The 24,361-nt window shown below is 38.5% G+C and carries 20 protein-coding genes; 6 read left to right on the top strand and 14 right to left on the bottom strand.

Going from position 1 to position 24,361, the window contains the following annotated elements; translation table 11 throughout:
- Nucleotides 1–74 precede the first annotated feature (74 nt).
- A complete protein-coding gene (gene nrdB, locus KP712_RS01650) occupies nucleotides 75–1,205 on the top strand; it encodes a class Ia ribonucleoside-diphosphate reductase subunit beta (protein WP_111407276.1) in 1,131 nt (376 codons plus the stop codon).
- A gap of 78 nt (nucleotides 1,206–1,283) precedes the next feature.
- Here the strand turns inward: nrdB and KP712_RS01645 are convergent, their stop codons facing one another.
- Entirely contained in the window at nucleotides 1,284–3,554 is a 2,271-nt protein-coding gene (locus KP712_RS01645) for an NADP-dependent malic enzyme (protein ID WP_215770489.1), read from the bottom strand.
- A 196-nt stretch (nucleotides 3,555–3,750) separates the two neighbouring features.
- On the opposite strand from KP712_RS01645, the gene KP712_RS01640 reads away from it, so the two are divergent.
- The 3 genes from KP712_RS01640 to KP712_RS01630 all read left to right on the top strand — a co-directional run bounded on the left by KP712_RS01640 (nucleotide 3,751) and on the right by KP712_RS01630 (nucleotide 6,364).
- Nucleotides 3,751–4,371, top strand: coding sequence for a DUF1919 domain-containing protein (locus KP712_RS01640; protein WP_111407274.1), 621 nt, complete (start codon nucleotides 3,751–3,753; stop codon nucleotides 4,369–4,371).
- Nucleotides 4,372–4,461: 90 nt separating this feature from the next.
- Nucleotides 4,462–5,160, top strand: a complete 699-nt coding sequence (gene rsuA / locus KP712_RS01635; RefSeq protein ID WP_005642146.1) for a 16S rRNA pseudouridine(516) synthase RsuA — start codon at nucleotides 4,462–4,464, stop codon at nucleotides 5,158–5,160.
- 1 nt (nucleotide 5,161) lies between these two features.
- On the top strand, nucleotides 5,162–6,364 hold the full coding sequence (locus KP712_RS01630; protein ID WP_111407273.1) for a Bcr/CflA family multidrug efflux MFS transporter: 1,203 nt from the start codon (nucleotides 5,162–5,164) through the stop codon (nucleotides 6,362–6,364).
- 49 nt (nucleotides 6,365–6,413) lie between these two features.
- On the opposite strand, the gene KP712_RS01625 is transcribed toward KP712_RS01630, so the two are convergent.
- On the bottom strand, nucleotides 6,414–7,298 hold the full coding sequence (locus KP712_RS01625; RefSeq protein ID WP_373554064.1) for a DMT family transporter: 885 nt from the start codon (nucleotides 7,296–7,298) through the stop codon (nucleotides 6,414–6,416).
- Nucleotides 7,280–8,080, bottom strand: a complete 801-nt coding sequence (locus KP712_RS01620) for a hypothetical protein (RefSeq protein ID WP_065264657.1) — start codon at nucleotides 8,078–8,080, stop codon at nucleotides 7,280–7,282. The genes KP712_RS01625 and KP712_RS01620 overlap by 19 nt, the downstream gene beginning before the upstream one ends.
- A gap of 97 nt (nucleotides 8,081–8,177) precedes the next feature.
- On the opposite strand from KP712_RS01620, the gene KP712_RS01615 reads away from it, so the two are divergent.
- Both KP712_RS01615 and proA read left to right on the top strand, forming a co-directional pair.
- The gene (locus tag KP712_RS01615; RefSeq protein WP_005634779.1) at nucleotides 8,178–8,840 is read left to right on the top strand and encodes a trimeric intracellular cation channel family protein; all 663 of its coding nucleotides are present in this window, start codon (nucleotides 8,178–8,180) and stop codon (nucleotides 8,838–8,840) included.
- A gap of 20 nt (nucleotides 8,841–8,860) precedes the next feature.
- The gene (gene proA / locus KP712_RS01610; RefSeq protein ID WP_065264655.1) at nucleotides 8,861–10,114 is read left to right on the top strand and encodes a glutamate-5-semialdehyde dehydrogenase; all 1,254 of its coding nucleotides are present in this window, start codon (nucleotides 8,861–8,863) and stop codon (nucleotides 10,112–10,114) included.
- Between the two features lie 32 nt (nucleotides 10,115–10,146).
- On the opposite strand, the gene dnaX is transcribed toward proA, so the two are convergent.
- The 11 genes from dnaX to proQ all read right to left on the bottom strand — a co-directional run bounded on the left by dnaX (nucleotide 10,147) and on the right by proQ (nucleotide 24,316).
- Entirely contained in the window at nucleotides 10,147–12,213 is a 2,067-nt protein-coding gene (gene dnaX, locus KP712_RS01605) for a DNA polymerase III subunit gamma/tau (RefSeq protein ID WP_111407272.1), read from the bottom strand.
- Between the two features lie 11 nt (nucleotides 12,214–12,224).
- A complete protein-coding gene (gene apt, locus KP712_RS01600) occupies nucleotides 12,225–12,767 on the bottom strand; it encodes an adenine phosphoribosyltransferase (RefSeq protein ID WP_065264653.1) in 543 nt (180 codons plus the stop codon).
- A gap of 159 nt (nucleotides 12,768–12,926) precedes the next feature.
- Nucleotides 12,927–14,156, bottom strand: a complete 1,230-nt coding sequence (gene odhB / locus KP712_RS01595; protein ID WP_111407271.1) for a 2-oxoglutarate dehydrogenase complex dihydrolipoyllysine-residue succinyltransferase — start codon at nucleotides 14,154–14,156, stop codon at nucleotides 12,927–12,929.
- A 120-nt stretch (nucleotides 14,157–14,276) separates the two neighbouring features.
- Nucleotides 14,277–17,084, bottom strand: a complete 2,808-nt coding sequence (gene sucA / locus KP712_RS01590; protein ID WP_215770488.1) for a 2-oxoglutarate dehydrogenase E1 component — start codon at nucleotides 17,082–17,084, stop codon at nucleotides 14,277–14,279.
- Nucleotides 17,085–17,284: 200 nt separating this feature from the next.
- The gene (locus tag KP712_RS01585; protein WP_048954033.1) at nucleotides 17,285–17,908 is read right to left on the bottom strand and encodes a helix-hairpin-helix domain-containing protein; all 624 of its coding nucleotides are present in this window, start codon (nucleotides 17,906–17,908) and stop codon (nucleotides 17,285–17,287) included.
- A 91-nt stretch (nucleotides 17,909–17,999) separates the two neighbouring features.
- Nucleotides 18,000–18,632, bottom strand: a complete 633-nt coding sequence (locus KP712_RS01580; protein ID WP_118845046.1) for an MBL fold metallo-hydrolase — start codon at nucleotides 18,630–18,632, stop codon at nucleotides 18,000–18,002.
- A gap of 9 nt (nucleotides 18,633–18,641) precedes the next feature.
- A complete protein-coding gene (locus KP712_RS01575) occupies nucleotides 18,642–19,397 on the bottom strand; it encodes a TatD family hydrolase (RefSeq protein WP_215770487.1) in 756 nt (251 codons plus the stop codon).
- Between the two features lie 52 nt (nucleotides 19,398–19,449).
- Nucleotides 19,450–20,010 (bottom strand): YcbK family protein, encoded by a 561-nt coding sequence (locus tag KP712_RS01570; RefSeq protein WP_215770486.1) that lies wholly within the window; start codon nucleotides 20,008–20,010, stop codon nucleotides 19,450–19,452.
- Nucleotides 20,011–20,040: 30 nt separating this feature from the next.
- Nucleotides 20,041–21,507, bottom strand: coding sequence for a L,D-transpeptidase family protein (locus tag KP712_RS01565; protein WP_215770485.1), 1,467 nt, complete (start codon nucleotides 21,505–21,507; stop codon nucleotides 20,041–20,043).
- A 68-nt stretch (nucleotides 21,508–21,575) separates the two neighbouring features.
- Nucleotides 21,576–23,651, bottom strand: coding sequence for a carboxy terminal-processing peptidase (gene prc, locus KP712_RS01560; RefSeq protein WP_215770484.1), 2,076 nt, complete (start codon nucleotides 23,649–23,651; stop codon nucleotides 21,576–21,578).
- 26 nt (nucleotides 23,652–23,677) lie between these two features.
- Nucleotides 23,678–24,316: an RNA chaperone ProQ gene (gene proQ, locus KP712_RS01555; RefSeq protein WP_181153989.1), complete on the bottom strand. Its 639-nt coding sequence runs from the start codon at nucleotides 24,314–24,316 to the stop codon at nucleotides 23,678–23,680.
- Nucleotides 24,317–24,361: the final 45 nt, after the last annotated feature.

Here is a 24,361-nt window from a genome sequence, read left to right as displayed (position 1 = left end):
GGGCTTTAGCTCGCTACTCGTAATCTATTAATTACTATTGGCAAAATTAAGGTTGCCAAAATGGGGAACAATATATGGCATACACTACTTTCTCACAAAACAAAAACGACCAATTAAAAGAACCAATGTTCTTTGGTCAAAACGTTAACGTTGCACGTTACGATCAACAAAAATATGAGACGTTTGAAAAACTCATTGAAAAACAACTTTCTTTCTTCTGGCGTCCAGAAGAAGTAGATGTGTCGCAAGACCGTATCGACTACGCAGCGTTGCCTGAGCATGAAAAACACATTTTCATCAGTAACTTAAAATATCAAACCTTGTTGGATTCCATTCAAGGCCGTAGCCCGAACGTGGCGTTGTTACCGTTGGTATCAATTCCGGAATTAGAAACCTGGATTGAAACTTGGACATTCTCTGAAACCATCCACTCTCGCTCTTACACTCACATTATTCGTAATATTGTGAACGATCCGTCTATTGTGTTTGATGATATCGTGACTAACGAAGAAATCATCAAACGTGCACGTGATATTTCTTCTTACTACGACGATTTAATCCGTGATAGCCAACTTTATAGCCTGTACGGCGAAGGCACTTACACCGTAGATGGCAAAGAATGTATCGTCACATTGCGTAATTTGAAAAAACAACTTTACCTTTGCTTGATGAGCGTGAACGCACTTGAAGCCATTCGTTTCTATGTGTCTTTCGCGTGCTCCTTTGCCTTTGCAGAACGTCAATTAATGGAAGGTAATGCGAAAATCATTAAATTTATCGCACGTGATGAAGCCTTACATTTAACTGGTACACAGCACATTTTAAATATCATGGCAGCAGGTCAAGACGATCCGGAAATGGCAGAAATTGCGGAAGAATGTAAACAAGAAGCCTATGATTTATTCTTAGCTGCTGCGGAACAAGAAAAAGACTGGGCAGATTATTTGTTCAAAGACGGATCAATGATTGGTTTGAACAAAGATATTTTGGTGCAATACGTGGAATATATCACCAATATCCGTATGCAAGCTGTTGGTCTTCCATTACCATTTGGTGCGCGTTCTAACCCAATTCCATGGATTAACGCATGGTTGGTTTCTGACAATGTGCAAGTGGCGCCACAAGAAGTGGAAGTAAGTTCTTACCTTGTTGGTCAAATTGATTCCAAAGTAGATACCAAGGATTTTGGCGATTTTGATTTATAAAATATTTAGAATCTAGAATCACTTCATATAAAAGGCCCCGCAATAATAACGGGGCCTAATTTATATTTCATTTATCCATTACTCTTGCTGAGCCTTTACTGCCGCATAGGCTACCATATTAATGATTCTACGAACGGATGCACTCGGATTAAGAATATGCGCAGATTTATTCATACCCATTAAGATTGGGCCAACGGTAATTGCCGTAGTGGTGCCGCGTAATAAGCTATAACTAATACGTGATGAGCTCAAATCAGGGAACACCAATAAATTTGCACTTCCTTTTAATGGACTATCAGGCATGACTTCTCTTCTGTGAGCTTCATTCATTGCTAAATCGCCACGCATTTCACCATCAATCATTAAGTGTGGATTGCGCTCATTGACCATATACAATACTTCTCGCATTTTTGGTGCCCCCAATGAATTCGATGAGCCAAAGTTAGAATGAGAAAGTAATGCAATAGCAGGTTCAATACCAAAACGATGAATTTCTTCCGCTGCCATTAACGTAATCTCTGTAAGCTCTTCCGCTGTTGGGTTAGTATTTACATGAGTATCGGTTAAAAATACATTTCCTGTTGGTAATACAAGACTATTTAATGCAGCCGCAACTTTAACGCCATCTTTTAACCCAATAATATCCTTAATAGATGCTAAATGTTTACCATAAGAACCAAATAAACCACATACCAAGCCATCAGCATAGCCCAGACTCACTAAAGTAGATGCAAGCACAGTTGTATTAGAACGCACGACACGTTTTGCGATTGCAGGTGTAATGCCTTTACGTTTAGTAAGTTCGTAGTAATGTTTCCAACATTCTTCATAACGAGGATTATCTTCGTTATCCACAATTTCAAAATCAACACCCGCAGTTAAACGCAAACCAAGTTTTTTAATTTTTTCTTCAATCACACTGCGGCGACCAATTAAGATTGGATTTGCCAAGCCCATTGAAATCACTTCTTGGGTGGCATGCAATGCTTTATTTTCTTCTCCTTCCGCCAAAATAATGCGTTGTTTTGCCACTTTTGCTTGGCTGAAAATAGGACGCATAAACAAGCTCGTTTTGTAAACAAACTGAGTTAGTTTTTCAACATAAGCATCCCAATTTTGAATTGGACGAGTTGCCACACCAGATTCCATTGCGGCTTTTGCTACCGCTGGCGCGATACGCACAATTAAGCGAGGATCGAATGGACGAGGAATTACATAATCTGCACCAAATGTCGCCCCTTCACCACCGTAAGCAGAAGTTACAACTTCGTTTTGCTCTTCTAACGCAAGGTCAGCAATGGCATAAACTGCCGCACGCTTCATTTCTTCATTAATAGTGGTTGCGCCCACATCTAATGCGCCACGGAAAATAAATGGGAAACAAAGCACGTTATTGACTTGGTTTGGATAATCAGAACGGCCTGTACACACAATCGCATCAGGACGAACCGCTTTCGCTTCTGGCGGGGTAATTTCAGGATTTGGATTAGCTAAAGCAAGAATAATTGGATGTGCAGCCATGGTCTTCACCATATCTTGTGTAAGCGCACCAGCTGCGGAACAACCTAAGAAAATATCTGCATTTGGAATCGCATCGCCAAGTTTACGCCAGCCATTATCTTCAATTGCATAATCTTTTTTGGTTTGATCCATTTTGTCATCACGGCCTTTATATACCACGCCTTTCGAGTCACAAACTGTGATGTTTTCACGTTTCATACCTAAAGAAAGCAATAAGTTCAAGCACGCAATAGATGCAGCGCCCGCACCAGAGGCAACAAGTCGAACATCTTCAATTTTTTTACCTACAATACGAAGAGAATTGATAATCGCAGCAGCACTGATGATCGCCGTACCATGTTGGTCATCATGGAAGACAGGAATATTCATTCTCTCACGCAATTTTTGTTCAATATAGAAACATTCTGGTGCTTTAATATCTTCTAAATTGACCCCACCGAAAGTTGGCTCTAATGAGGCAATAATATCGACAAGTTTATCGGGATCATGTTCATTCACTTCAATATCAAATACGTTGATACCCGCAAATTTTTTGAACAATACGCCCTTCCCTTCCATTACAGGTTTGCCCGCAAGCGCGCCAATATTGCCAAGACCAAGTACCGCTGTACCATTGGAAATCACCGCCACTAAATTTCCACGCGCCGTATATTTGTAAGAGACTGCAGGATCTTTTTCAATTTCTAAACAAGGCTCTGCCACACCTGGTGAATAAGCTAAAGCCAGATCGCGTTGCGTTGCTAATGATTTTGTTGGGGTAACTTCGATTTTTCCAGGAATTGGAAATTCGTGGAAATCCAAGGCTGCTTGACGTAATTGTTCACTCATAATAAATGCTCCATTTTATTGAAACAGGATTGAAATATTACGTCGATTATAGCGGTTTTTTATTCAAAAAATTGTGACAGACTGCAAATTTTCACAAAATCATTACAAAATTTTTTGATGCGAGGCATTAGCTAGACTTTTCATTTTTCAGCAAAAAAGGTAGGATTTTCACAAGAGAATCATTGAGGATAATAAAATGAATCCATTTCAAAAACTTAAAAGTGCGGTAAATAAATGTCAAAGATTTTTTATCAATCGTTCATTACAATGTAAATTGACTAACCAAGGCATGACTGTCATTTCTGCCAATTGCGTGGGAGCTTTTATCTTACATGATTTGCACCAGCCGTTTAATTCCCCTTTTGTGAACCTCTATCTCTCACTACAGGATTTTTTGCGTTATTTACAAAATATGGATTTCTACCTCACTCAACCTCTCACATTCGTACAAACAGAAAAAAGTTATCCAGTGGGAAAACTTGCCGATCTTGAAATTCATTTTATGCACTATCACAGTGAGCAAGAAGCCTATGAAAAATGGCAACTTCGCACGTCACGAATGAATTTAGACAATCTTTTTATTATGATGACAGATCGAGACGGGGTGACCGAAAAAGACATTCAACTTTTTGATCAACTCCCTTTCAAAAATAAAGTAATTTTTACTCATAAGCCCTACCCTGTTTTTAAATCGGCTTATTATATAAAAGGCTTCGAGAAGCAAAATCAGGTGGGAGATCTTTTTGAATTTTCTGGCTGGAATGGGAAAAAATATTACGATCAATTCGATTACGTGAAGTGGTTTAATCAAGCTTAATCGATAAAGGCTGCATTGCAGCCCTTTTTGTTTCGTTCTAAAAGCAAAAACCTGTACAATGCCTAGCGAATTTTAACAAGAGAAAACATAATGAGATTAGATAAATTTATTGCTGAAAATACGGGATTAACGCGTTCTCAGGCAACAAAAGCGATCCGCCAAAGTGCGGTAAAAATTAATGGTGAAATTGTCAAAAGTGGTTCGGTTCAAATTTCACAAGAAGACGAAATTTATTTTGAAGATGAATTATTAACTTGGGTAGAAGAAGGCCAGTATTTTATGTTGCATAAGCCACAAGGCTGTGTTTGTTCTAATGATGACGGCGACTATCCAACAATTTATCAATTTTTCGATTACCCTTTGGCCGGGAAATTACATAGCGCGGGTCGCTTAGATGTGGATACGACAGGTCTTGTATTGCTTACCGATGATGGACAATGGTCACATCGCATCACTTCGCCAAAACATCATTGTGAAAAAACCTATTTGGTGACATTAGCTGATCCCGTAGAAGAAAATTATGCGGCGGCTTGTGCGGAAGGCATTTTATTACGCGGAGAAAAAGAACCCACTAAACCAGCGAAATTAGAAATTTTAGATGATTACAATGTGAATCTGACGATTTCTGAAGGTCGCTATCATCAAGTAAAACGTATGTTTGCCGCACTTGGGAATAAAGTCGTTGGATTACATCGCTGGAAAATTGGTGATGTCGTGTTGGATGAATCCTTAGAAGAAGGCGAATACCGCCCATTGACTCAAAGTGAAATCGAAAGTTTGGTGAAATAAGATGAGTCAACAAAAATCTACTTTTATCTTTATTCTTACACTCGGTATTCTCTCCATGCTACCGCCTTTTGGCGTAGATATGTATTTGCCGTCTTTCTTAGAAATTGCGAAAGATCTCGGCGTGAGTCCAGAACAAGTACAACACACGCTCACCTCTTTTGCTTATGGCATGGCGTTTGGTCAGCTTTTCTGGGGGCCTTTTGGTGATAGTTTTGGACGAAAACCGATCATTTTGCTCGGTGTCATTGTAGGCGCGCTCACAGCTTTAGTACTCACCGAAATAAATTCAGTCGGAAATTTCACCGCACTTCGTTTTGTGCAAGGTTTCTTTGGTGCCGCACCTGTTGTACTTTCTGGCGCATTATTGCGTGATTTATTTAGTAAAGATCAACTATCCAAAGTGATGTCCACCATCACGTTAGTATTTATGCTTGCACCTTTAGTTGCGCCAATCATTGGTGGTTATATCGTTAAATTTTTCCACTGGCACGCGATTTTTTACGTTATTTCGCTTGTGGGATTATTAGCCGCAGCATTAGTCTTTTTCATCATTCCAGAAACCCATAAAAAAGAAAATCGTATTCCTCTGCGCTTAAATATTATTGCTCGCAATTTCCTTCTACTTTGGAAGCAAAAAGAAGTGCTCGGCTACATGTTTGCCGCCTCTTTTGGATTTGGTGGGTTGTTTGCTTTTGTTACTGCAGGATCAATTGTCTATATCGGCATTTATGGAGTTCCCGTTGATCAGTTCGGTTACTTCTTCATGATGAATATCGTTACGATGATCTTTGCCTCCTTTTTGAATAGCCGATTTGTCACTAAAGTGGGCGCAGAAACAATGTTACGGATAGCCCTCACAATTCAATTCCTTTCTGGAATGTGGCTAATTTTAACCGCACTTTTAGATCTCGGATTTTGGCCAATGGCAATTGGCGTTGCCTTTTTCGTCGGTCCAAACCCTGTGATTTCCTCAAATGCAATGGCATCAGCTTTAGAAAGATGTCCTCAAATGGCGGGAACTGCAAATTCTTTGATTGGCAGCGTACGTTTTGCAGTGGGCGCAATTATGGGAAGTTTAGTCGCGTCAATGAAAATGGATACTGCCGCACCAATGCTCTTTACTATGGGGGCATGTGTTGCGATTTCCGTATTGGCGTATTACTTTCTAACCAGCCGAAATCTTAAAAAATCTATGGGTAAATAGCTCACAATTCATCATAGTTCCCTCAATGTTAGTGAGGGAACATTAATTTCTAACGTTTTGAGCCTAAATAAATCGCAAATAAAGTGAGCAATGCACCAAGCCATTGACAAAGATTAATCACTTTATCCAAATAGAAATAATCAATCAACAATGCAGCTACTGGCTCCGTGAGTAACAATAATCCTGTAACACTTAGCGAAAGCAAAGGGATTGAATAAGCAATCATGCCCCAAGCAATGCACTGCATTACTACACCGTAAATGACGACTAATCCCCAATCCTGCCATGTTGTTGGATAAAGATTGTTTGAATTGAAAATTAAAGAGGGGATAAATAGCGCTAAGGCACCACTCAAACTGATCATTAACATCAACGGAAATAATGCCATTGGCTCTTCTTGATGAACTTTTTTCACCATCACCATAGAACCAGCCAACATTACCGCTGAAATTAAACCAATCACAATGCCATAAATTCCGTTAATATTATGCTGTAATTCTTCGACAGAAATTAACGCTACGCCAAGCACGGCTAAAAACAAGCTGAGTATTTGTAGTTTGCTTTGACGTTCGGCAAAAAAGACAAAACCAATGGCAGCTAAACAAAAAATTTGCAAGCTATTTAATAAGGTTGAAATGCCTGGACCTACGGCATAAATACTTTCATGCCAAAAGGCAAGATCAAACGCTAAGAATACCCCGGAAAGTGCGGCGAAAAATAAGGCTTTTTTACTTTTGGGAAAAGGTTGGCGTTTTAGTTTCATTAAAAAATAGAAAATGCCCGATGCAATTAATAATCGCCAAAAAGCAATTGCATAAGCACCGACAGGCACAAACTTAACAATCAAGCTACCTAAGCCAAATAAAATACAGCCTACCACCAACATCAAAGAGGCAATATTATTTTGCTTTTCCATTAAGCGAAGACCATCCATAACGGCAAGCAAACCGCAATAAATAATAGGATAAATAAACTATTGGCAGATAATTTCCACTTTTGGAAACTATGCAGAATCAGAATAGCCGCAATCACAAAATGGCAAATAAAATAAATGATGTAAGCGAAAATACTGTCAGAATTAACCGCACTTTCCATGCCATTTAAAAGTAAAAATAAGAACATTGCTAAAGCATTTAAGGCCAGCAATATAATCATGGATAAGGGCAACAATGCAATAAAACCTTGTAAACGATTTCGTGCAATAACAAGCGCAAGATTTGCCAAAATCACGCCAGATAAAATCTGCGCAAACGGGTTATATTCCGCAAAATCGCTTGCAGGAAGCACGGTAAAAATCATTAAATAACTCAAGCAACCTAAACCCGCAATTAATGCAGCCATCAATAAAAAACTGTTACGGATTTTTTCAGTTTTTGGTTGTTTCCAAATAAAATACACGACAGAAAGACCACATACGCTCATCACGTTAGTAAGCGTGTGATTATTCTGTAATAGGCTTATCAGCAACCACACCGCCCAATAAATAGCAAAAGTCAGATTCACTTTGATTAAACGACCACGTTGTCCTGGGCAAATTTCGCCGCGATAAAACACCAACAACGAAATTAGCTGCGCAACCAACACGCCTACACCTAAATGAGGCATTGTTTGCTTTTCAGGTTGCAAAGAAAAAATAAATAGATCGATGCCAAGCACCATTGAGATCGATAATACCGCAAGCAATGCCGCGATATATTTAGAAGATTGTTCTGACATAATTTTGACGTCTGAAAAAATAATGCGCCATTATGCTAAAAATTCATTAAATTTTAAAGTAGAATGAAACCAATTATAACCGCACTTAGGTACATGAATGTTACTTAGTATTTTATATATCATCGGTATCACCGCTGAAGGAATGACTGGTGCACTTGCGGCTGGTCGTGAAAAAATGGATATTTTTGGCGTGATAATTATCGCATCCGTTACTGCCATTGGTGGCGGCTCTGTGCGTGATGTACTACTCGGACATTACCCTCTCGGCTGGGTTAAGCATCCAGAATATTTTTTAATGGTGGCAAGTGCAGCGGTGATTACCGTATATGTCGCGCCATTCATCAATCATTTTATGCGCTATTTCCGCACTATTTTCTTGGTGCTCGATGCGATGGGTTTAGTGGTGTATTCCATTATTGGTGCACAAATTGCAATGGATATGGGACATAGCCTCACCATTGTAAGTATTGCAGGCTGTATTACAGGTGCCTTTGGCGGGGTTCTACGCGATATGCTATGCAATCGAATTCCTCTCGTGTTCCAAAAAGAACTTTACGCCAGCATTGCGCTATTTGCCACACTGACTTATTACGCATTAAGCACACTTCAAGTAGAACATACACTTGCCGTGTTACTCACACTTATTAGCAGCTTTACTTTACGCCTTTTAGCTATTCATTTCGAATGGGGGTTACCAGTGTTTAATTACCAAGAACTCACATCGGAAGAACAAGATAAGCTGCCAAATAAAAAGAAATAAATACAATAAAGGAAATAACTATGTTAGAACAAATGGGTAAACAAGCCAAAGATGCGGCATTTATCTTGGCTCAACTCACCACTGCTGAAAAAAATCGTGCATTATCCATTATTGCAGAACAACTCGAACAACAAGCACCGCTTATCTTAGCTGAAAACGCAAAAGATATTGAACTTGCTAAACAAAATGGATTATCAGATTCTTTGATTGATCGCCTACTGCTCACGCAAGAACGTTTGCAAGGCATTGCTAATGATGTACGCCACGTTATTTCTCTTGCAGATCCTGTGGGAAAAATCATAGACGGCGGTACATTGGATAGCGGACTTAAAATCGAACGCGTACGCACTCCGCTCGGTGTTATTGGCACAATTTATGAAGCTCGCCCAAATGTGACCATTGATGTGGCAAGTCTTTGCCTTAAAACGGGTAATGCAGTGATTTTACGCGGCGGTAAAGAAACACAGTTTTCTAACAAGATTTTAATTAAAGTTGTACAAAATGCTTTGGAGCAAGCTGGCTTACCAAAATTTGCAGTGCAAGCCATTACCGATCCAAATCGTGAACTCGTTATGCAATTATTAAAACTAGATCGCTATGTGGATATGATTATTCCTCGTGGTGGTGCGGGTTTACATGAATTGTGTAAACAACATTCGACTATTCCTGTTATTGTAGGTGGCGTGGGTGTTTGCCATACTTTCGTTGAAGAAAGTGCGGATCAAAATAAAGCGATTTTTGTTATTGATAACGCCAAAACACAACGCCCAAGCACCTGTAACACATTAGAGACATTGTTAGTTCAACATTCTATTGCTGAAGAATTTTTACCCAAACTCGTCTCTCACCTCGCATCCAAAAATGTAAAATATCATGCAAAATCCACCGCACTTAATATATTGAAACAAGCGGGTGCGAATGTCCGCGAAGTGACTGAAAAAGAATTACGCGAAGAATGGGGATCATTGGATTTGAATGTCGTTGTTGTAGAAGATATTCATGCCGCTATTGAGCATATTCGCCAATATGGTACACAACATTCTGAAAGTATTTTAACTTCCTCACAAAACCTCGCACGTCAATTTATCAATCGGGTCGATGCTGCTGCCGTTTATGTGAATGCAAGCACACGATTTACTGATGGCGGACAATTTGGATTAGGTGCAGAAGTTGCCGTGAGTACCCAAAAACTTCACGCTCGTGGCCCAATGGGATTAGAAGCATTAACAAGTTATAAATGGGTTTGTGAGGGGGACTATACTGTACGTGGATAATGCGTTCTGAATAAATAAAGATCAAGCTATAGCTAAACTGGACGAATACTCTCTACGTCTAGTTTAGCATCAAACTCTTTCTGTAAAAGTAGAATTTTATTGTCTTGTTGAAGTGCGGCTCTCGCTTGCTCCCGTAAGGTTTGATAAATATTACGGCGATATTCCATCGGCGTGGTGACAGAGCTGTCATCAATGTTAATTTTTACATGAATAGCCTTGCCTTGAAGTTTACTCAATGCTTCAGTTAAATGCTTGATACTTCTCTCTTGGCGTAGATGGGATTTTTCTGAATGTAATCCAAGATTGATTTCATCATCAGTTTTACTTTGCAAGAAACAATTTAACGCTAATTCTTTGCTAAATCCGGTTACCCCTGAACGTTCCACTATATCAGCCCACTCATCTTGTTGTTGAGTTTGGGTAATGATTTTTAAACGTAATTCAGGCGTAATATCTTTCAAAATAGCCTGTTTTATATCGGAAGGACGAACGCCTGTATCGGCTTTAGCAAGCTCTGGATTACTCCATTCCCAACGATAAGTCTCTGCATCTAAAATCTCCCGTTCTTCCTGCATTATTTCGGCATTATCCTCCATAGAATTTTCAACAATAGCTACGTCTTTAGCCATACTAGCTATTTGAGGAGAAAAAGAGGAAAGTTTTTCATTTTTTAATTTTGGTGCAGACATTTCGCGCACAGGAAGTGCGGTCATTTTTTTATTCGATTTTTCTTCGTCTAGTTCTTGGATGTGATGTAAAGTCTCACTTACTGCAGCTAATGATTCGGCTTTGTGTTCTTGACGTTCTTGGTTTTCGAGTTGTGTTAAATGTTCAAGCGCATCTAAAGCTGAAAAACTTGCCAAATTTGGAATGCCTGTTTTATTTGATTTTGCTTGAGAATAAGCTGATTTGATACTTTGCGACAGTACTGGCACATTGACATAATTACCTGCATTTTCAACCGCACTTGGAGTTGATGGCGGTGGAATAATTGTAGTGTTAGCCTTTTGTACTGCCGTAAGGAACTTTGGGTGGAATGCCAATGCCCTCAATAATGTCATTTCTGTGCCAATTCGACGGTTTGGCGCATTTGATAAGTCTTTTCTACCAGAAACAATCACTTGATAAAAAAACTGAACATCTTCTGGAGAGATATGTTTGGCTAAAAATGAAAAATGTTCATTGTCATCTGAAGATTTTTGTGGAAGAAGTTGCATGAGTGCAATTTGATGTAATTTTTCTGCACATTCACCAAGTAATTTATCCCAATCACCTGCCGCATCTGCAACTTTTTGCAGTGTTCGCATTAATAGTTCACCATTACCCTGGTGTAAAGCGTACAAAATGTCAATAGAACAGTTATCATCAAGCAACCCTAACATATTGCTTACAACATTATTCGTAACTTGTCGGTCACCCATAGCAATGGCTTGATCGGTTAAACTTAAGCTATCACGAATACTTCCTTGCGCCGCTTTTGCAAGTTTAATTAATGCAGGCTCTTCAAAAGGAATATTTTCTTGCGTCAGAATATGGGCAAGATGCTGGGAGATTTGGGTTTCATCTAATGCTTTGAGATGAAATTGTAAACATCGAGAAAGAATAGTTACAGGTAATTTTTGTGGATCCGTTGTCGCAAGTAAGAATTTTACATATTCTGGTGGTTCTTCCAACGTCTTGAGCAATGCATTAAATGAATGACGAGATAGCATATGGACTTCATCGATTAAGTAAACCTTAAATCTTCCGACAACAGGTTTATATTGCACGTTATCCAATAATTCGCGCGTGTCTTCAACTTTTGTGCGTGATGCCGCATCAATTTCGATTAAATCAATGAAATTGCCTTGCTCAATCGCTTTACAATTTTCACATTCACCGCAGGGTGTTGCGGTTACACCATGTACGCAATTTAATCCTTTTGCAAATAATCGGGCAATAGAGGTTTTCCCTACACCACGGGTGCCTGAAAAGAGGTAAGAGTGATGTAGTCGATTATCTTTTAATCCATTTGCTAATGCCGTGATAATGTGTTCTTGCCCAACGACATCAGCAAATGTTTTTGGTCGCCACTTTCTGGCTAAGACTTGATAGCTCATCGAATCCTTAATTAATGACCTTCAAAATTGACGAGTGTATAGCAATCAATACCCAAATTATTTAAGCGTTTTTCGCCACCTAATTCAGGTAAATTAATCACAAATGCAGCGTGTTTTACCACTCCACCTAAACGTTGCACTAATTTTACCGTTGCTTCAACGGTGCCACCTGTTGCTAATAAATCATCAATGATTAAAACATTATCACCTTCTGAAATTGCATCAACGTGCATTTCCAAAGTATCTTGACCATATTCTAATTGATAAGATTGAGAAATGGTTTCACGTGGTAATTTTTTAGGTTTACGTACTAATTCGAAAGGTAAACCTAGTGCTAAGGCAACGGGTGCGCCAAAAATAAAACCACGAGATTCAGTTCCAAGCACTTTGGTGATTCCTTTGTCGCGATATTGTTCCACAATAAGATCAACCGTTGCTTTAAAAGCTGCTGGAACTTCTAAAAGGCTGGTAATGTCACGAAAGATAATCCCTTCTTTTGGATAGTTAGGAATTGATTTGATAGAAGATTTTATTAAATCAAGTTGTGTAGTCATAAATATTGCTCACAAAGTGCGGTTAAGAAAATAAATATTTTTGGATAGGCATTCTATCATAAAAACGCAAAAAATATGCGTCACACCAAAATTTCATACAACCAAAGTTGAATTTAAATAAAGTATAACGCATATCTGTATTTAACGTTTTTATAAAAACTAAATTTCCAATAATAATCTTGTTGGGTCTTCCAATAATTCTTTAATCGTTACCAAGAAACCAACAGATTCACGGCCATCAATTAAGCGATGATCGTAAGATAAAGCAAGGTACATCATCGGACGAATCACAACTTGACCATTAAGCGCAATAGGACGTTCTTTAATTGCATGCATTCCTAAAATCGCACTTTGTGGTGGATTAATAATTGGAGTGGACATAAGAGAACCAAATACACCGCCATTTGTGATAGTAAAATTACCCCCAGTAAGATCTTCTACAGTCAATTTGCCATCACGACCTTTTTCAGCTAATGCTTTAATTTGTTTTTCGATCTCTGCCATACTGAGCTTATCGCAATCGCGAAGCACTGGGGTGACTAATCCACGTGGAGTGGAAACCGCAATACTAATATCAAAATAGTTATGGTAAACAACATCATCACCATCAATAGAAGCATTAACCTCAGGATAACGTTTTAATGCTTCCACAACCGCTTTGATATAAAAAGACATAAATCCTAAACGAACACCATGCTGTTTTTCAAATTTTTCGCCGTAGGTTTTACGCAAAGTCATTATCGGCTGCATATCCACTTCATTGAAAGTAGTAAGCATTGCTGTACTATTTTTGGCTTCAAGTAAACGTTCAGCAATACGTTTACGCAAACGGGTCATTGGCACACGTTTTTCAGAACGTGCACTATAAGCTACCGTACTAATTGTATTTTGCTCAGTGGCAACTTCTTGTTTCGCTTGCAGTGCTTGTCGTTTTGCGATTTCACGTTCAATATCTTCACGTGTTAAACGACCGCCAACACCCGAACCTTGAATTTGATCTGCTTGTAAATCATGTTCTGCCAATAAACGGCGAATCGCAGGGCCTTGATCCGCATTATGATTATGACTATTTTCAATCGCTGCATGTTGACGATCAGATGGTGTAGGTTCATTCGTTGCTTTTAACGTCGCGGAACTGACATCCCCTTCTTGAGCCGTAGAAATTTTTCCTAGCAGCTGTTTACTCACCACAGTTTCGCCCTCAGCTTGAACAACTTCTGCCAGTACACCATCAGAAAGTGCGGGTACTTCTAGCACGACTTTATCCGTTTCAATTTCTACAATAACTTCATCACGTTTCACAGTATCGCCTACTTTTTTATGCCAAGTAGCAACGGTTGCATCCGCAACTGATTCAGGTAGGTCTGGAACAAGAATTTCAATAGTCATTTTATTTTCCTTATCTCTTAAAGTGCAACTTATTGCACAGAATTACTCTTTTACTTTTTATCCACGATGCAACAAGTACACCTGTAAATTTATAAAAATATCTTAATTTTTAACCGCACTTTATAGGGTTAACGCATCTTCCACTAACTGCTTTTGCTGTTTAGTGTGAAGCGACATATAACCCACAGCAGGTGAAGCCGAAGCTGGACGCCCTGCATATTTGAGTTTAACGGATTCTGGAATTGCTGATTCAAAATTATGTTTGCTGCAATACCAAGCCCCTTGGTTAAGAGGTTCTTCTTGGCACCATACATAATCAGTCACGTGCGCATAAGGCTCAAGCGCTTTCTTCACATCCTCATGCGGGAATGGATAAAGTTGCTCGATGCGAATAATCACCACATCTTTTTGATTATTGGCACGACGTTGTTCAAGTAAATCGTAATAAACTTTACCTGAACACATTACCACACGTTTTACATCTTTAGGAGCAAGCTCGTCAATTTCTCCAATTACCGTTTGGAAAGCCCCATTAATCAACTCATCTAAACTGGATACAGCCAATGGATGGCGTAGCAGAGATTTTGGAGAAATGGCAATCAATGGACGGCGCATTTTACGTAACGACTGACGGCGCAACATGTGATACACCTGTGCTGGCGTTGATGGCACGCAGACTTGCATATTTTGTTCAGCACAAAGTTGCAAATAACGTTCAAGACGTGCGGAAGAATGTTCTGGGCCTTGTCCCTCATAGCCATGAGGCAATAACATAACTAAACCACACATTCTGCCCCATTTTTGTTCGCCGGAGCTAATAAATTGGTCGATAACAATTTGTGCACCATTAGCAAAATCGCCAAATTGAGCTTCCCAAATGGTTAAAGTTTTTGGATCCGTTGTTGCATAGCCATATTCAAAAGCAAGTACGGACTCTTCTGAAAGTACAGAATCCCATACTTCAAAACGACCTTGGTTAGCATGTAGATGTGTCAATGGTACATACCCCGTACCATCATTTTGATTATGCACCACGGCATGACGATGGAAAAAGGTTCCGCGCCCTGCATCTTCACCTGATAAACGGACATTAACACCTTCATCAAGTAAGGTTGCATAAGCCATGGTTTCAGCCATCCCCCAGTCGAGCAATTTTTCGCCTTGATACATTGCTTTACGATCATTATAGATTTTTTCTACACGAGGATGCGCACGTAAACTTTCTGGATATTCACACACACGTTTAGCAAGCGTTAAAAAACGTTCCTGTGAAAACTTGCTTTCATACGGCGCTGTCCAATCATAGTTGAGATATTGCAACCAATCCATTTTTGCCGTATCCATTTCTCGCCATTCAGATACGACTCGATCACCATTATCTAGCGCATCGCGATAATCATTCGCCATCTCGGTGACTTGTTCTTCAGTCATCACGCCTTCTGCAACTAAGCGATCTGCATAAACTTTACGAGGTGTAGGATGTTTTTTGATGATGCTATACATCATTGGCTGAGTAGCTAATGGCTCATCGGCTTCGTTATGACCATGACGACGATAAGAAATCAAATCAATAAAAATATCTCGTTTGAATAAATTACGATATTCCACCGCCATACGCGCAGCAAAAGCCACCGCTTCAGGATCATCACCATTAACATGAATAATCGGCGCTTGAATCATTTTCGCAATATCGGTGCAATACTCTGTAGAACGCGTGTCATTCGGGTTAGATGTCGTAAAACCAATTTGGTTATTAATCACGATACGAATGGTACCGCCCACACTGTAACCACGGGCATTTGACATATTCAATGTTTCTTGAACAACGCCCTGCCCTGCTACAGCGGAATCACCATGTACTGTAATCGCTAAAACTTGACTACGCGTTGTATCATTAATGCGAGTCTGTCTTGAACGAACAGAACCCACCACTACTGGACTTACAATTTCCAAATGAGATGGATTAAATGCCAACGTTAAGTGAACTCGCTTATCATCCACTGCGAAATCAGAAGAAAAACCTTGATGATATTTCACATCCCCTGTACGTTCACTCGAATGTTTACCCGCAAATTCATCAAATAAATCCTCAGGCTTTTTACCTAATACATTCACGAGCATATTCAGACGCCCACGGTGTGCCATTCCCATTACCACATCATTTACGCCTTGGCGACTAGCATGACGAATAATTTCTTTCATCAATGGAATAAACGCATCACTTCCTTCTAAAGAAAAGCGTTTCGCCCCTGGGAATTTTGCCCCTAGATAGCGCTCTAAACCGTCCGCAGCTGTCAGTTCACGAAGAAAATTAACACGTTCTTCAGATGTAAAAAGCGGTTTATCTAACACACTTTCCATTTTGCTCTGAAGCCAAGTTTTCTGTGCCATATCTTGCACATGCATAAACTCTAAGCCAATTGAGCCACAATATGTCTCTTTCAACATTTGAGCTAACTCACCAAACTTAATGGTATCGCGTTTGTAAACGTAATGATTAATATTGAAGGTTTCGTTGAGATCTTGTTCAGTAAAACCGTGATGACGATAATCTAATTCAGGGACGGAAGAGACTTTCCAACGATAATAATTGAGGGGATCTAAATTAGCCTCTAAATGACCACGAAAACGATAGGCATTGATAAATTGTAGAACTTTTACCAATTTTGCACCAGCAGCAGGATCTATCACTGTCACCGATTCATTATGATTTTCTCGTGCTAAGCGACGAAAATAATCTCGCACTGGTGTATGGGGCTGTTCAAGTGCGGTCATTTTTGGTAAAGAATCAAAAGTGGCTCGCCAGCTTTCCTCCACAGACTGCGGATCACTCAAATAGCTTTCATAAAGTTCTTCTATATAAGATTGATTTGCACCGCCTAATGCTGTGCTAGCTAACCAATCATCAAATGCCTTGTTTTGTTGCATAATTACCTCTTAATTATCAGTGATGTCTCACTTGTTTTTTCATTATACATAGGATTTCATTAGAAATAATCCCCAAAATCGAAATTGTTATAGATTTATTAGCCAATTCAAATATTTAGTCTAGTAGATTTCTATAAAATACTCATATAACGAAAAAGGCGGAAAATCCGCCTTTTATAATTTAGTCTAGTAATATCTGCTTAAAAACTTAAGAATGGTGCTATTTTTTCAATGGTGGTTGAACCTAAGCCATCAATTTTTGACAATTCTGCCATATCTTTAATTTTGCCAACCTTATTACGATAATCGATGATTGCTTGCGCTTTTTTCTCACCGATACCAGAAAGCTGTTGTAATGTTTTAGCATCCGCTTTATTAATATTAATCTTAGCAGAATCTACAACAGATTTAACGTTATCTTTTGCACTATTCATTTTTTCTGCGGCTTTTTCTTTCGTTTCTTTCACTTTCTCCGCAGCTTTGTGTTTTAAAGCTTTGTGACTATCTTCTGATGAAGAATCTTTTAATGATTTTGCTTTATCTTTTACTGAATCAACTTTTTCTTTCGCTGCAGCCATTTTTTCTTTCATAGAAGAAACGCCTTCGGTCGCTTTTTCTTTTGTTGAAGAAACTTTTTCTAAAACATTTCCTTTCTCAGCTGACGCAGAATCTTTTACTGATTTCACATTTTCTGACACGGTTGTTTTAACATTATCTTTCGCCACATCTTTTAATGTGGCCAATGGATTTTCATTTGCTAATGCAGAACCTGAAATAGCAAGGGTAAGTGCGGTAACACTTAAAAGAGATTTTAAAGATTTCATATAAACTCCTATTATAAAATTTGCCAGAGGCACGCTTAAGACTCCCTCTCTGGCAATTAGTTCAAAAATACCATAAAAATTCACCGCACTTTTAACGATTTAAAAATGGGTTTGTCTGTTTTTCTCGGCCAATGGTTGTATAAGGCCCATGCCCAGCAATAATAATCAGATCATCATTCAACGGTAATAGTTTTGTTCGAATTGAAGAAATCAATGTTTCATAATCACCACGAGGGAAATCAGTACGACCAATTCCGCCTTGAAATAATACATCGCCTGTAAATGCCACTTTTTTCTCATGTTCAATAAAACCAATATGCCCTGGTGTATGCCCTGGTAAATGTAAAATCTCGAAACTAAAGCCATCTAATTTTAAGATTTCTCCTTCTTGATTAAACCAACGATCAGGTAAAAAGGCTTCAATATTTGGTAAACCAAAACGTTGCGCTTGTTCTGGCAAACTCTCAAATAAAAATTTATCTTCTTCATGAGAACCCCAAATTTCAACGCCAAAATGTTGTTTTAACTGCATCGCTGCGCCAACATGATCTAAATGACCATGGGTAAGCAAAATCACTTTGAGATTTAAATCCAGTTCTTCAATACGTTGAATTAGGCGTTCGGCTTCGCCACCCGGATCAATAATTGCTGCATTTTTCTCGTCATCCCAAATCAAAGAACAGTTTTGTTGGAATGCGGTAACAGGGATAATTTCGATATTCATGTTTGCTCCTTATAATCGATAAAATTCTTGAGTATTCAAAAAAATTTGCTCTTGAACATAATCTAACGGCAAAAATTTTAATTCAGCCACTTTCTTTACTACGGCAAATAATTGCTCAGAAATTACCGCACTTTCAAATCCTTCATGTGGCCAAGGACTATCCGTTTCAATCATCAAACGGTTTAACGACAAATATTGAGCAACATATTGCGTTTTAGGATTCCATAAAATATCAGGCGTTAGACTAGCAAAATATGGTGTAGATAAAAATTTCTGAAAAGATTTTTCATCTGTCTTAAACCAATGAAAATGGGCTCGTTGGATATTATGTTTCTGCAATAATTCAAGCGCAATATCCACATCATTATGCACAATATGTAAATTTAACGGCAAATCCCATTTTTTCGCTATCAGAATAAATCGTTCTAGTAATGCAATATAAGGTGCGTAATCCAAATTTGAATTTTCACGTTTAGAATAATGTGGCAAGCCCACCTCGCCAATCGCAGAAATTAAGGAATGATGTTCATCAATCCATTGAAATAATTCTTCTTGCTCTTCTAAATTCAGCAATAGCTGCTCAGGATGAAAACCAGCTGCAATATAAAGTTTCTCGGGATAATCCTGTTTTAAATTCAATAGTTTTTTAGCACTTTTTAGATTCGTACTTACTGCAAGCATACCTGTAATTTTTGAATCACCAAGTGTTTTCTGAATATTATCATCAGAGAGTTGATCAAAATGAAGATGACTGTCAAATATCATAGTATTTTCCAATGAAAAACCGCACAAAAGTGCGGTCAATTTTAAATTTATTTTATACCCCTTTCCAGGTCCTAACAGGGCCAGTATCCACATGAATAAAATTACTTGTCGGATAATATCCTACCCCACCATTACTTAGGTTTTCTGCAGCAGCTTTTACTTTAGCCAAAGGCACGCCTGCAATACGAAAATCAATGGCTTTTCCTTTAATATGATAACTATTACTTGCTACTCCGCTACTTTGACGATGGCGCATTGCATTAGTTGCAGCAGAACGATACCCACAAATGACTTCAATTTCAGCATTGCGTAACCCTAAATTGCTTTGAATGTTATAAAACTTGTGGAATAAATTTGGATCCATTCTATGAACTTGGTTTGTTCGTTTATCGCGCATAAAATGGTCCAATTTTTTTAATGTGGCAGTTGCGAAACCTTTTTGAGCAGAAAACTCACCACTTAATCGCTCTCCCGTATTAATGTTACGGAACGTCAAAATACGCGGTTTAGGTGTTGAAACCATTGCAAATACATAATTTGGTAAAACTGATGCGCCTAAAACAATGCCACCGAGCGACAGCCATTTACGTTTCTGTTTATCAACCTTGTGCATCATCTCTCCTTTCTATTTTTTGATGGATTATTAGAGATATTTTTTGACGACATTCCAGTTAATTCCACTGAAATTCATCAATCCATCATATTTATAAATATCTGGCAATGCCTGAATTTTTCCATTCTCAACCCAAGACGTCACATAGTATATAAATACTGGGTTTTCCGAACGAATTGGGGTAGAAACCGTTTTTTTACTCTCTAAAACATTCTTTTTGCGTTCATCTGACCACCCTGCTTCTTTCAATAAGATACTAGCAAGTTGATCGGATTTTTCCACACGTACGCAACCAGAACTTAATGCGCGATCTTTACGGCTAAACAGCCCATGATTTGGCGTATCATGCAAATAAATGGCATCTGAGCTTGGCATATTAAATTTATAATTCCCCAGTGCACTATCGCCAGCGGCTTGTCGAACTCGATAAGGGAATTTATTACCAATAGACGCCCAATTTATCGAATAAGGATCAATCACATTGCCAGCACTATCCAAAATAGAATAATTATGAGCTGCAATATAACTTGGATCAGCTTTCATTTTTGGCAATAAATCTTCATTAATTAAGCGAGTGGGCGCATTCCAAGGTGGATTAACAACAACACTACTTAATTTACTATACATCACTGGCGTACGACGTTCATCCTTACCAACAATAACACGAGATTCCAAAGTTAAATTACCATCACGATAATACTGCAATTTATAACTTGGAATATTCACGAAAATACCATTATGAAAATCAGGAATCACCCGTAAACGTTGCGCGTTAATAGCAAGCTTTTTACCTACTTCTGACAGTCCTGATGCAGATACCATTGATGATAAGGCTTTAACAGTTTGATGATATAAGTGATTATCGCCCGATAAACTTTGTACAAAACCTAAAAGTTGACCATTTTCTACCGCACTTAACCAACGCTGAATATGCTCATCTGCAGGTTGTTGAACTTGATAAGTGCTAGATGAATACAACCAACGTTGAGCTTGCACGCCTACATTTTGAGTATAATACAAATAATCTAGCAATATATCGCTCAATAAAACATCATAAGCTAATCCGCCTTGTTGTTCGATCAACTCAAAGGATTCTAAGGATTTTGCTGAACGTTTAGAAATACCGCTAGCCACCATCGCGGCATACCCCTGTAATAATTGGCGAGCCGCAGCATTATCTTTCCATAATGGTGTATATTTACGTTCTGCATATAAACGAGCTAACAAAGGTTTAAACTGTAAAGCATGCTCGCCTATTTCATGGGTTAGCGACATTTCTAAAATCGCTTGCTTTTCCTTGGCTAAGCGAGCTTGATCTAATTTAATTTCCTCTTCAAGCTTTTGTTTTTCTTCTGGAGATAAATGCGAAACATCAACGCCATGAAGTTGCGCCGATTGTCCATTTTTTACAAAATCTGCTAAAGCGCATCCTGAAGTCATCATTGACAATGACAACGCAAATACTGAGAGCTTTGCAGTGCTTTTAAACATAGCCATTCCTTAAACATTCCCTAAAACAACCGCACTTTATTTAAGTTCTAAAACAAAGTGCGGTTAAAATAATTTTATTTTTTCTCTTCTACTGTTTCTGTTAGTTTCTGAGTTTCTTTGCTAACATCTTGCTCAGTTGAATTCAACATAACAAAATCCGCAGCCATTTTTTCTGCTTCTTTTAAGAAGAAATCTGGCGCTTCATAATCTTTCGGTAAATCATCAATATCATTTAATGCTTTTTTACCTTCGCGTTTAAAACGCTCATTAATATCTTTTAAACGTCTTGCATCATCTTTGTCATTTTCAGCTTTACGCGTTTGATAATTCAATGATAAGAATTTTCGATCACGGCGCTCATTACGAATTTTTAAATCTTCATTCAATGCAATAAATTCAGGATCTTTAGCAATACGCTCAAAATGCTTTTTATTTAATACATCAACATCTTTGCGAGCATTGCCAACTTCAGTATAAGTTGCAGATGGAATTTTATCCCATGGCAATGCATTATCTTCCTTATCTTCACCGTACTCTTTCGCATCGATAATTTCAGGGAAATTAATATCTGCAGCAACTCCTTTTAACTGAGTTGAACCACCATTAATACGATAGAACTTTTGAATCGTATACTGTAATAAACCTAATGGTGTTTGATCTAAATCATAGGTAAAATTTAATGAGCGACTTTGCTGAACCGTACCTTTACCAAAAGTATTCTGACCAATGATAATACCACGATTGTAATCTTGCATTGCGGCAGCAAAAATCTCAGATGCTGATGCACTATAACGATTAATCATCACCAATAAAGGCCCTTTATATTGCTGTGCTGAATCATCATCTTCATGTACCCGAATACGCTGATAAGCATCCCTTACCTGAACTACAGGCCCATCTGTAATAAACAGACCACTTAATGCAACGGCCTCTGTTAATGCGCCACCACCGTTCTCACGCAAATCAACAATTAAAGCATCCGCCTTTTGATTTTCTATATTAGTGAGTAATTTTTTTACATCACTTGTTAAACCGATATAAAAACCAGGAATTTTAATCACTGCAATATTTTTACCATCAATTTTATTCATGGTTAATTTTGCAGCTTGATCTTCAATACGAACTTTATCACGTACTAAAGTAATAATGCGGGATTTTCCACCTTTAGACGGTTCAATTTCCAACCGCACTTTTGTGCCTTTTTTACCCTTAATTTTCTCAACAATATCTTCTAAACGCCAGCCAACGATATCTTCAATCTCGCCTGTTGCTTGCCCCACACCAATAATTTTATCTCCAGGATGTAATTTTTTGCTTTTTTCAGCTGGTGCGCCAGGAACAAGCGACTTGATGCTTGTTTCATCATCTTCTGATTGTAACGTTGCCCCAATCCCCTCAAGAGAAAGATTCATGCTTTCATTAAAACTTTTCGCGGTTCTTGGTGCAAGATAGCTTGTATGTGGATCAATTTCGCGAGCAAATGCATTTAAATAAGTTTGAAGAATATCATCTGCCTTAGTTTGAGTTAAACGGCGAATGGCCAAATTATAACGTTTGGTGAGTTTTGACTTAATTTCTGACCATTTTTTATCTTTTAATTTAAGATTGATAATGTCATTTTTTACTCGTTCTTCCCAAAGTTTGTTGGCTTCCTCTTCGTTTTTCGGAAATGCCGCTTTTTCACGATCAATTTCAATTTGATCCTGGCCATTCAAATTAGGCTCTTTATCTAATAAAGACAACGCATAAGCATAGCGTTCATAACGACGCTTCATCATTACATCATAAATATCAAAAGCAGCAGAAAGATCACCTTGATTTAACTGGTCATCCAACTTAGCACCATATTTTTGACGAAGTTCATCTACATCAGATTGCAAAAAGGTGTTATGGCTAAAATCAATATTTTTAATATAACGATCAAAAATCTTCTCAGAAAAATCATCATCTAATGAGATCTTTCGATAATGCGATTGGGTTAATCGAGTCGTTGCACGCTTAGTCGCCAACTGATTCTCTTCGCTTGCTGTTGGAATAGTAATATCGCTCAGTTTTAATTTAGGCTGCACAGCAAAAGCAGGCACAGAGCCGATTAACAATGCCGATAACAATGCGCTAGTAATCACATTTTTTGAAATATTAGATCTCATAACCTTTCCCGAGTAGAATTAAATCATTATGCAAATAAACGATCTGCAGCTACGCTCATAACCAAACCGTTTTCAAGCTCAACACGTGCTGAATCTTTTAGCACTTCCACTACTGTTGCTTTTTTCGCATGATCGCCAGCTTTCACTTTCACCACAGAACCAACAGAAATTTGTGAAAAATCAACCGCACTTAATGACGGCTTATTGAAATGTTTAGTATTTTTATTTGCAGGTTTACGTAGGCGTTGTTTTTGTTGTGCTTTTTTAGCTGCAGCTTCGGCTTTACGCTTTTCAGCAACACGCGCTTTAGCATCTGCAAGCTGTTGAGCTGCATGGGCTACATGCTCCGCTTCTAATACTCCGGCTGGATTACCGTGTAAATCTACGCGCACTGCGCCTTCGCGACAGCCATGTAAATAACGCCAATTTGATGTGTATTGACGAAGAGCCTGACGCAACTGAGTTTTGCTTACACGCTCATCATCTTGTAATGCTTCCGCTAAATCTTGGAACAGACCAATTTTTAATGGTTTTGCTTCGCCTTCTAAAATAAAGCAAAGAGGGAATTTTTCAGCCAAATACGCAATAATATCTTTTGTATTGGTTAATTTTTGTGAATTTACTTGCGCATCAGTGGTCTGAACGCCAGATTGAGAATCAGTCATGTTAATTATCCTAGGGTAAATATAAACCGACCTAGTTTATCGCAC

The organism is Haemophilus sp. SZY H68, assembly GCF_018829685.1.
GTDB classification, from domain to species: domain Bacteria; phylum Pseudomonadota; class Gammaproteobacteria; order Enterobacterales; family Pasteurellaceae; genus Haemophilus; species Haemophilus haemolyticus_K.
This window is presented reverse-complemented; position numbering and strand designations above follow the sequence as displayed.

Coding starts and splice junctions, on each gene's coding strand:
- nrdB (WP_111407276.1), top strand. CDS start 75: ATGGCATACACTACTTTCTCACAAAACAAAAACGACCAATTAAAAGAA.
- KP712_RS01645 (WP_215770489.1), bottom strand. CDS start 3,554: ATGAGTGAACAATTACGTCAAGCAGCCTTGGATTTCCACGAATTTCCA.
- KP712_RS01640 (WP_111407274.1), top strand. CDS start 3,751: ATGAATCCATTTCAAAAACTTAAAAGTGCGGTAAATAAATGTCAAAGA.
- rsuA (WP_005642146.1), top strand. CDS start 4,462: ATGAGATTAGATAAATTTATTGCTGAAAATACGGGATTAACGCGTTCT.
- KP712_RS01630 (WP_111407273.1), top strand. CDS start 5,162: ATGAGTCAACAAAAATCTACTTTTATCTTTATTCTTACACTCGGTATT.
- KP712_RS01625 (WP_373554064.1), bottom strand. CDS start 7,298: ATGGATGGTCTTCGCTTAATGGAAAAGCAAAATAATATTGCCTCTTTG.
- KP712_RS01620 (WP_065264657.1), bottom strand. CDS start 8,080: ATGTCAGAACAATCTTCTAAATATATCGCGGCATTGCTTGCGGTATTA.
- KP712_RS01615 (WP_005634779.1), top strand. CDS start 8,178: ATGTTACTTAGTATTTTATATATCATCGGTATCACCGCTGAAGGAATG.
- proA (WP_065264655.1), top strand. CDS start 8,861: ATGTTAGAACAAATGGGTAAACAAGCCAAAGATGCGGCATTTATCTTG.
- dnaX (WP_111407272.1), bottom strand. CDS start 12,213: ATGAGCTATCAAGTCTTAGCCAGAAAGTGGCGACCAAAAACATTTGCT.
- apt (WP_065264653.1), bottom strand. CDS start 12,767: ATGACTACACAACTTGATTTAATAAAATCTTCTATCAAATCAATTCCT.
- odhB (WP_111407271.1), bottom strand. CDS start 14,156: ATGACTATTGAAATTCTTGTTCCAGACCTACCTGAATCAGTTGCGGAT.
- sucA (WP_215770488.1), bottom strand. CDS start 17,084: ATGCAACAAAACAAGGCATTTGATGATTGGTTAGCTAGCACAGCATTA.
- KP712_RS01585 (WP_048954033.1), bottom strand. CDS start 17,908: ATGAAATCTTTAAAATCTCTTTTAAGTGTTACCGCACTTACCCTTGCT.
- KP712_RS01580 (WP_118845046.1), bottom strand. CDS start 18,632: ATGAATATCGAAATTATCCCTGTTACCGCATTCCAACAAAACTGTTCT.
- KP712_RS01575 (WP_215770487.1), bottom strand. CDS start 19,397: ATGATATTTGACAGTCATCTTCATTTTGATCAACTCTCTGATGATAAT.
- KP712_RS01570 (WP_215770486.1), bottom strand. CDS start 20,010: ATGCACAAGGTTGATAAACAGAAACGTAAATGGCTGTCGCTCGGTGGC.
- KP712_RS01565 (WP_215770485.1), bottom strand. CDS start 21,507: ATGGCTATGTTTAAAAGCACTGCAAAGCTCTCAGTATTTGCGTTGTCA.
- prc (WP_215770484.1), bottom strand. CDS start 23,651: ATGAGATCTAATATTTCAAAAAATGTGATTACTAGCGCATTGTTATCG.
- proQ (WP_181153989.1), bottom strand. CDS start 24,316: ATGACTGATTCTCAATCTGGCGTTCAGACCACTGATGCGCAAGTAAAT.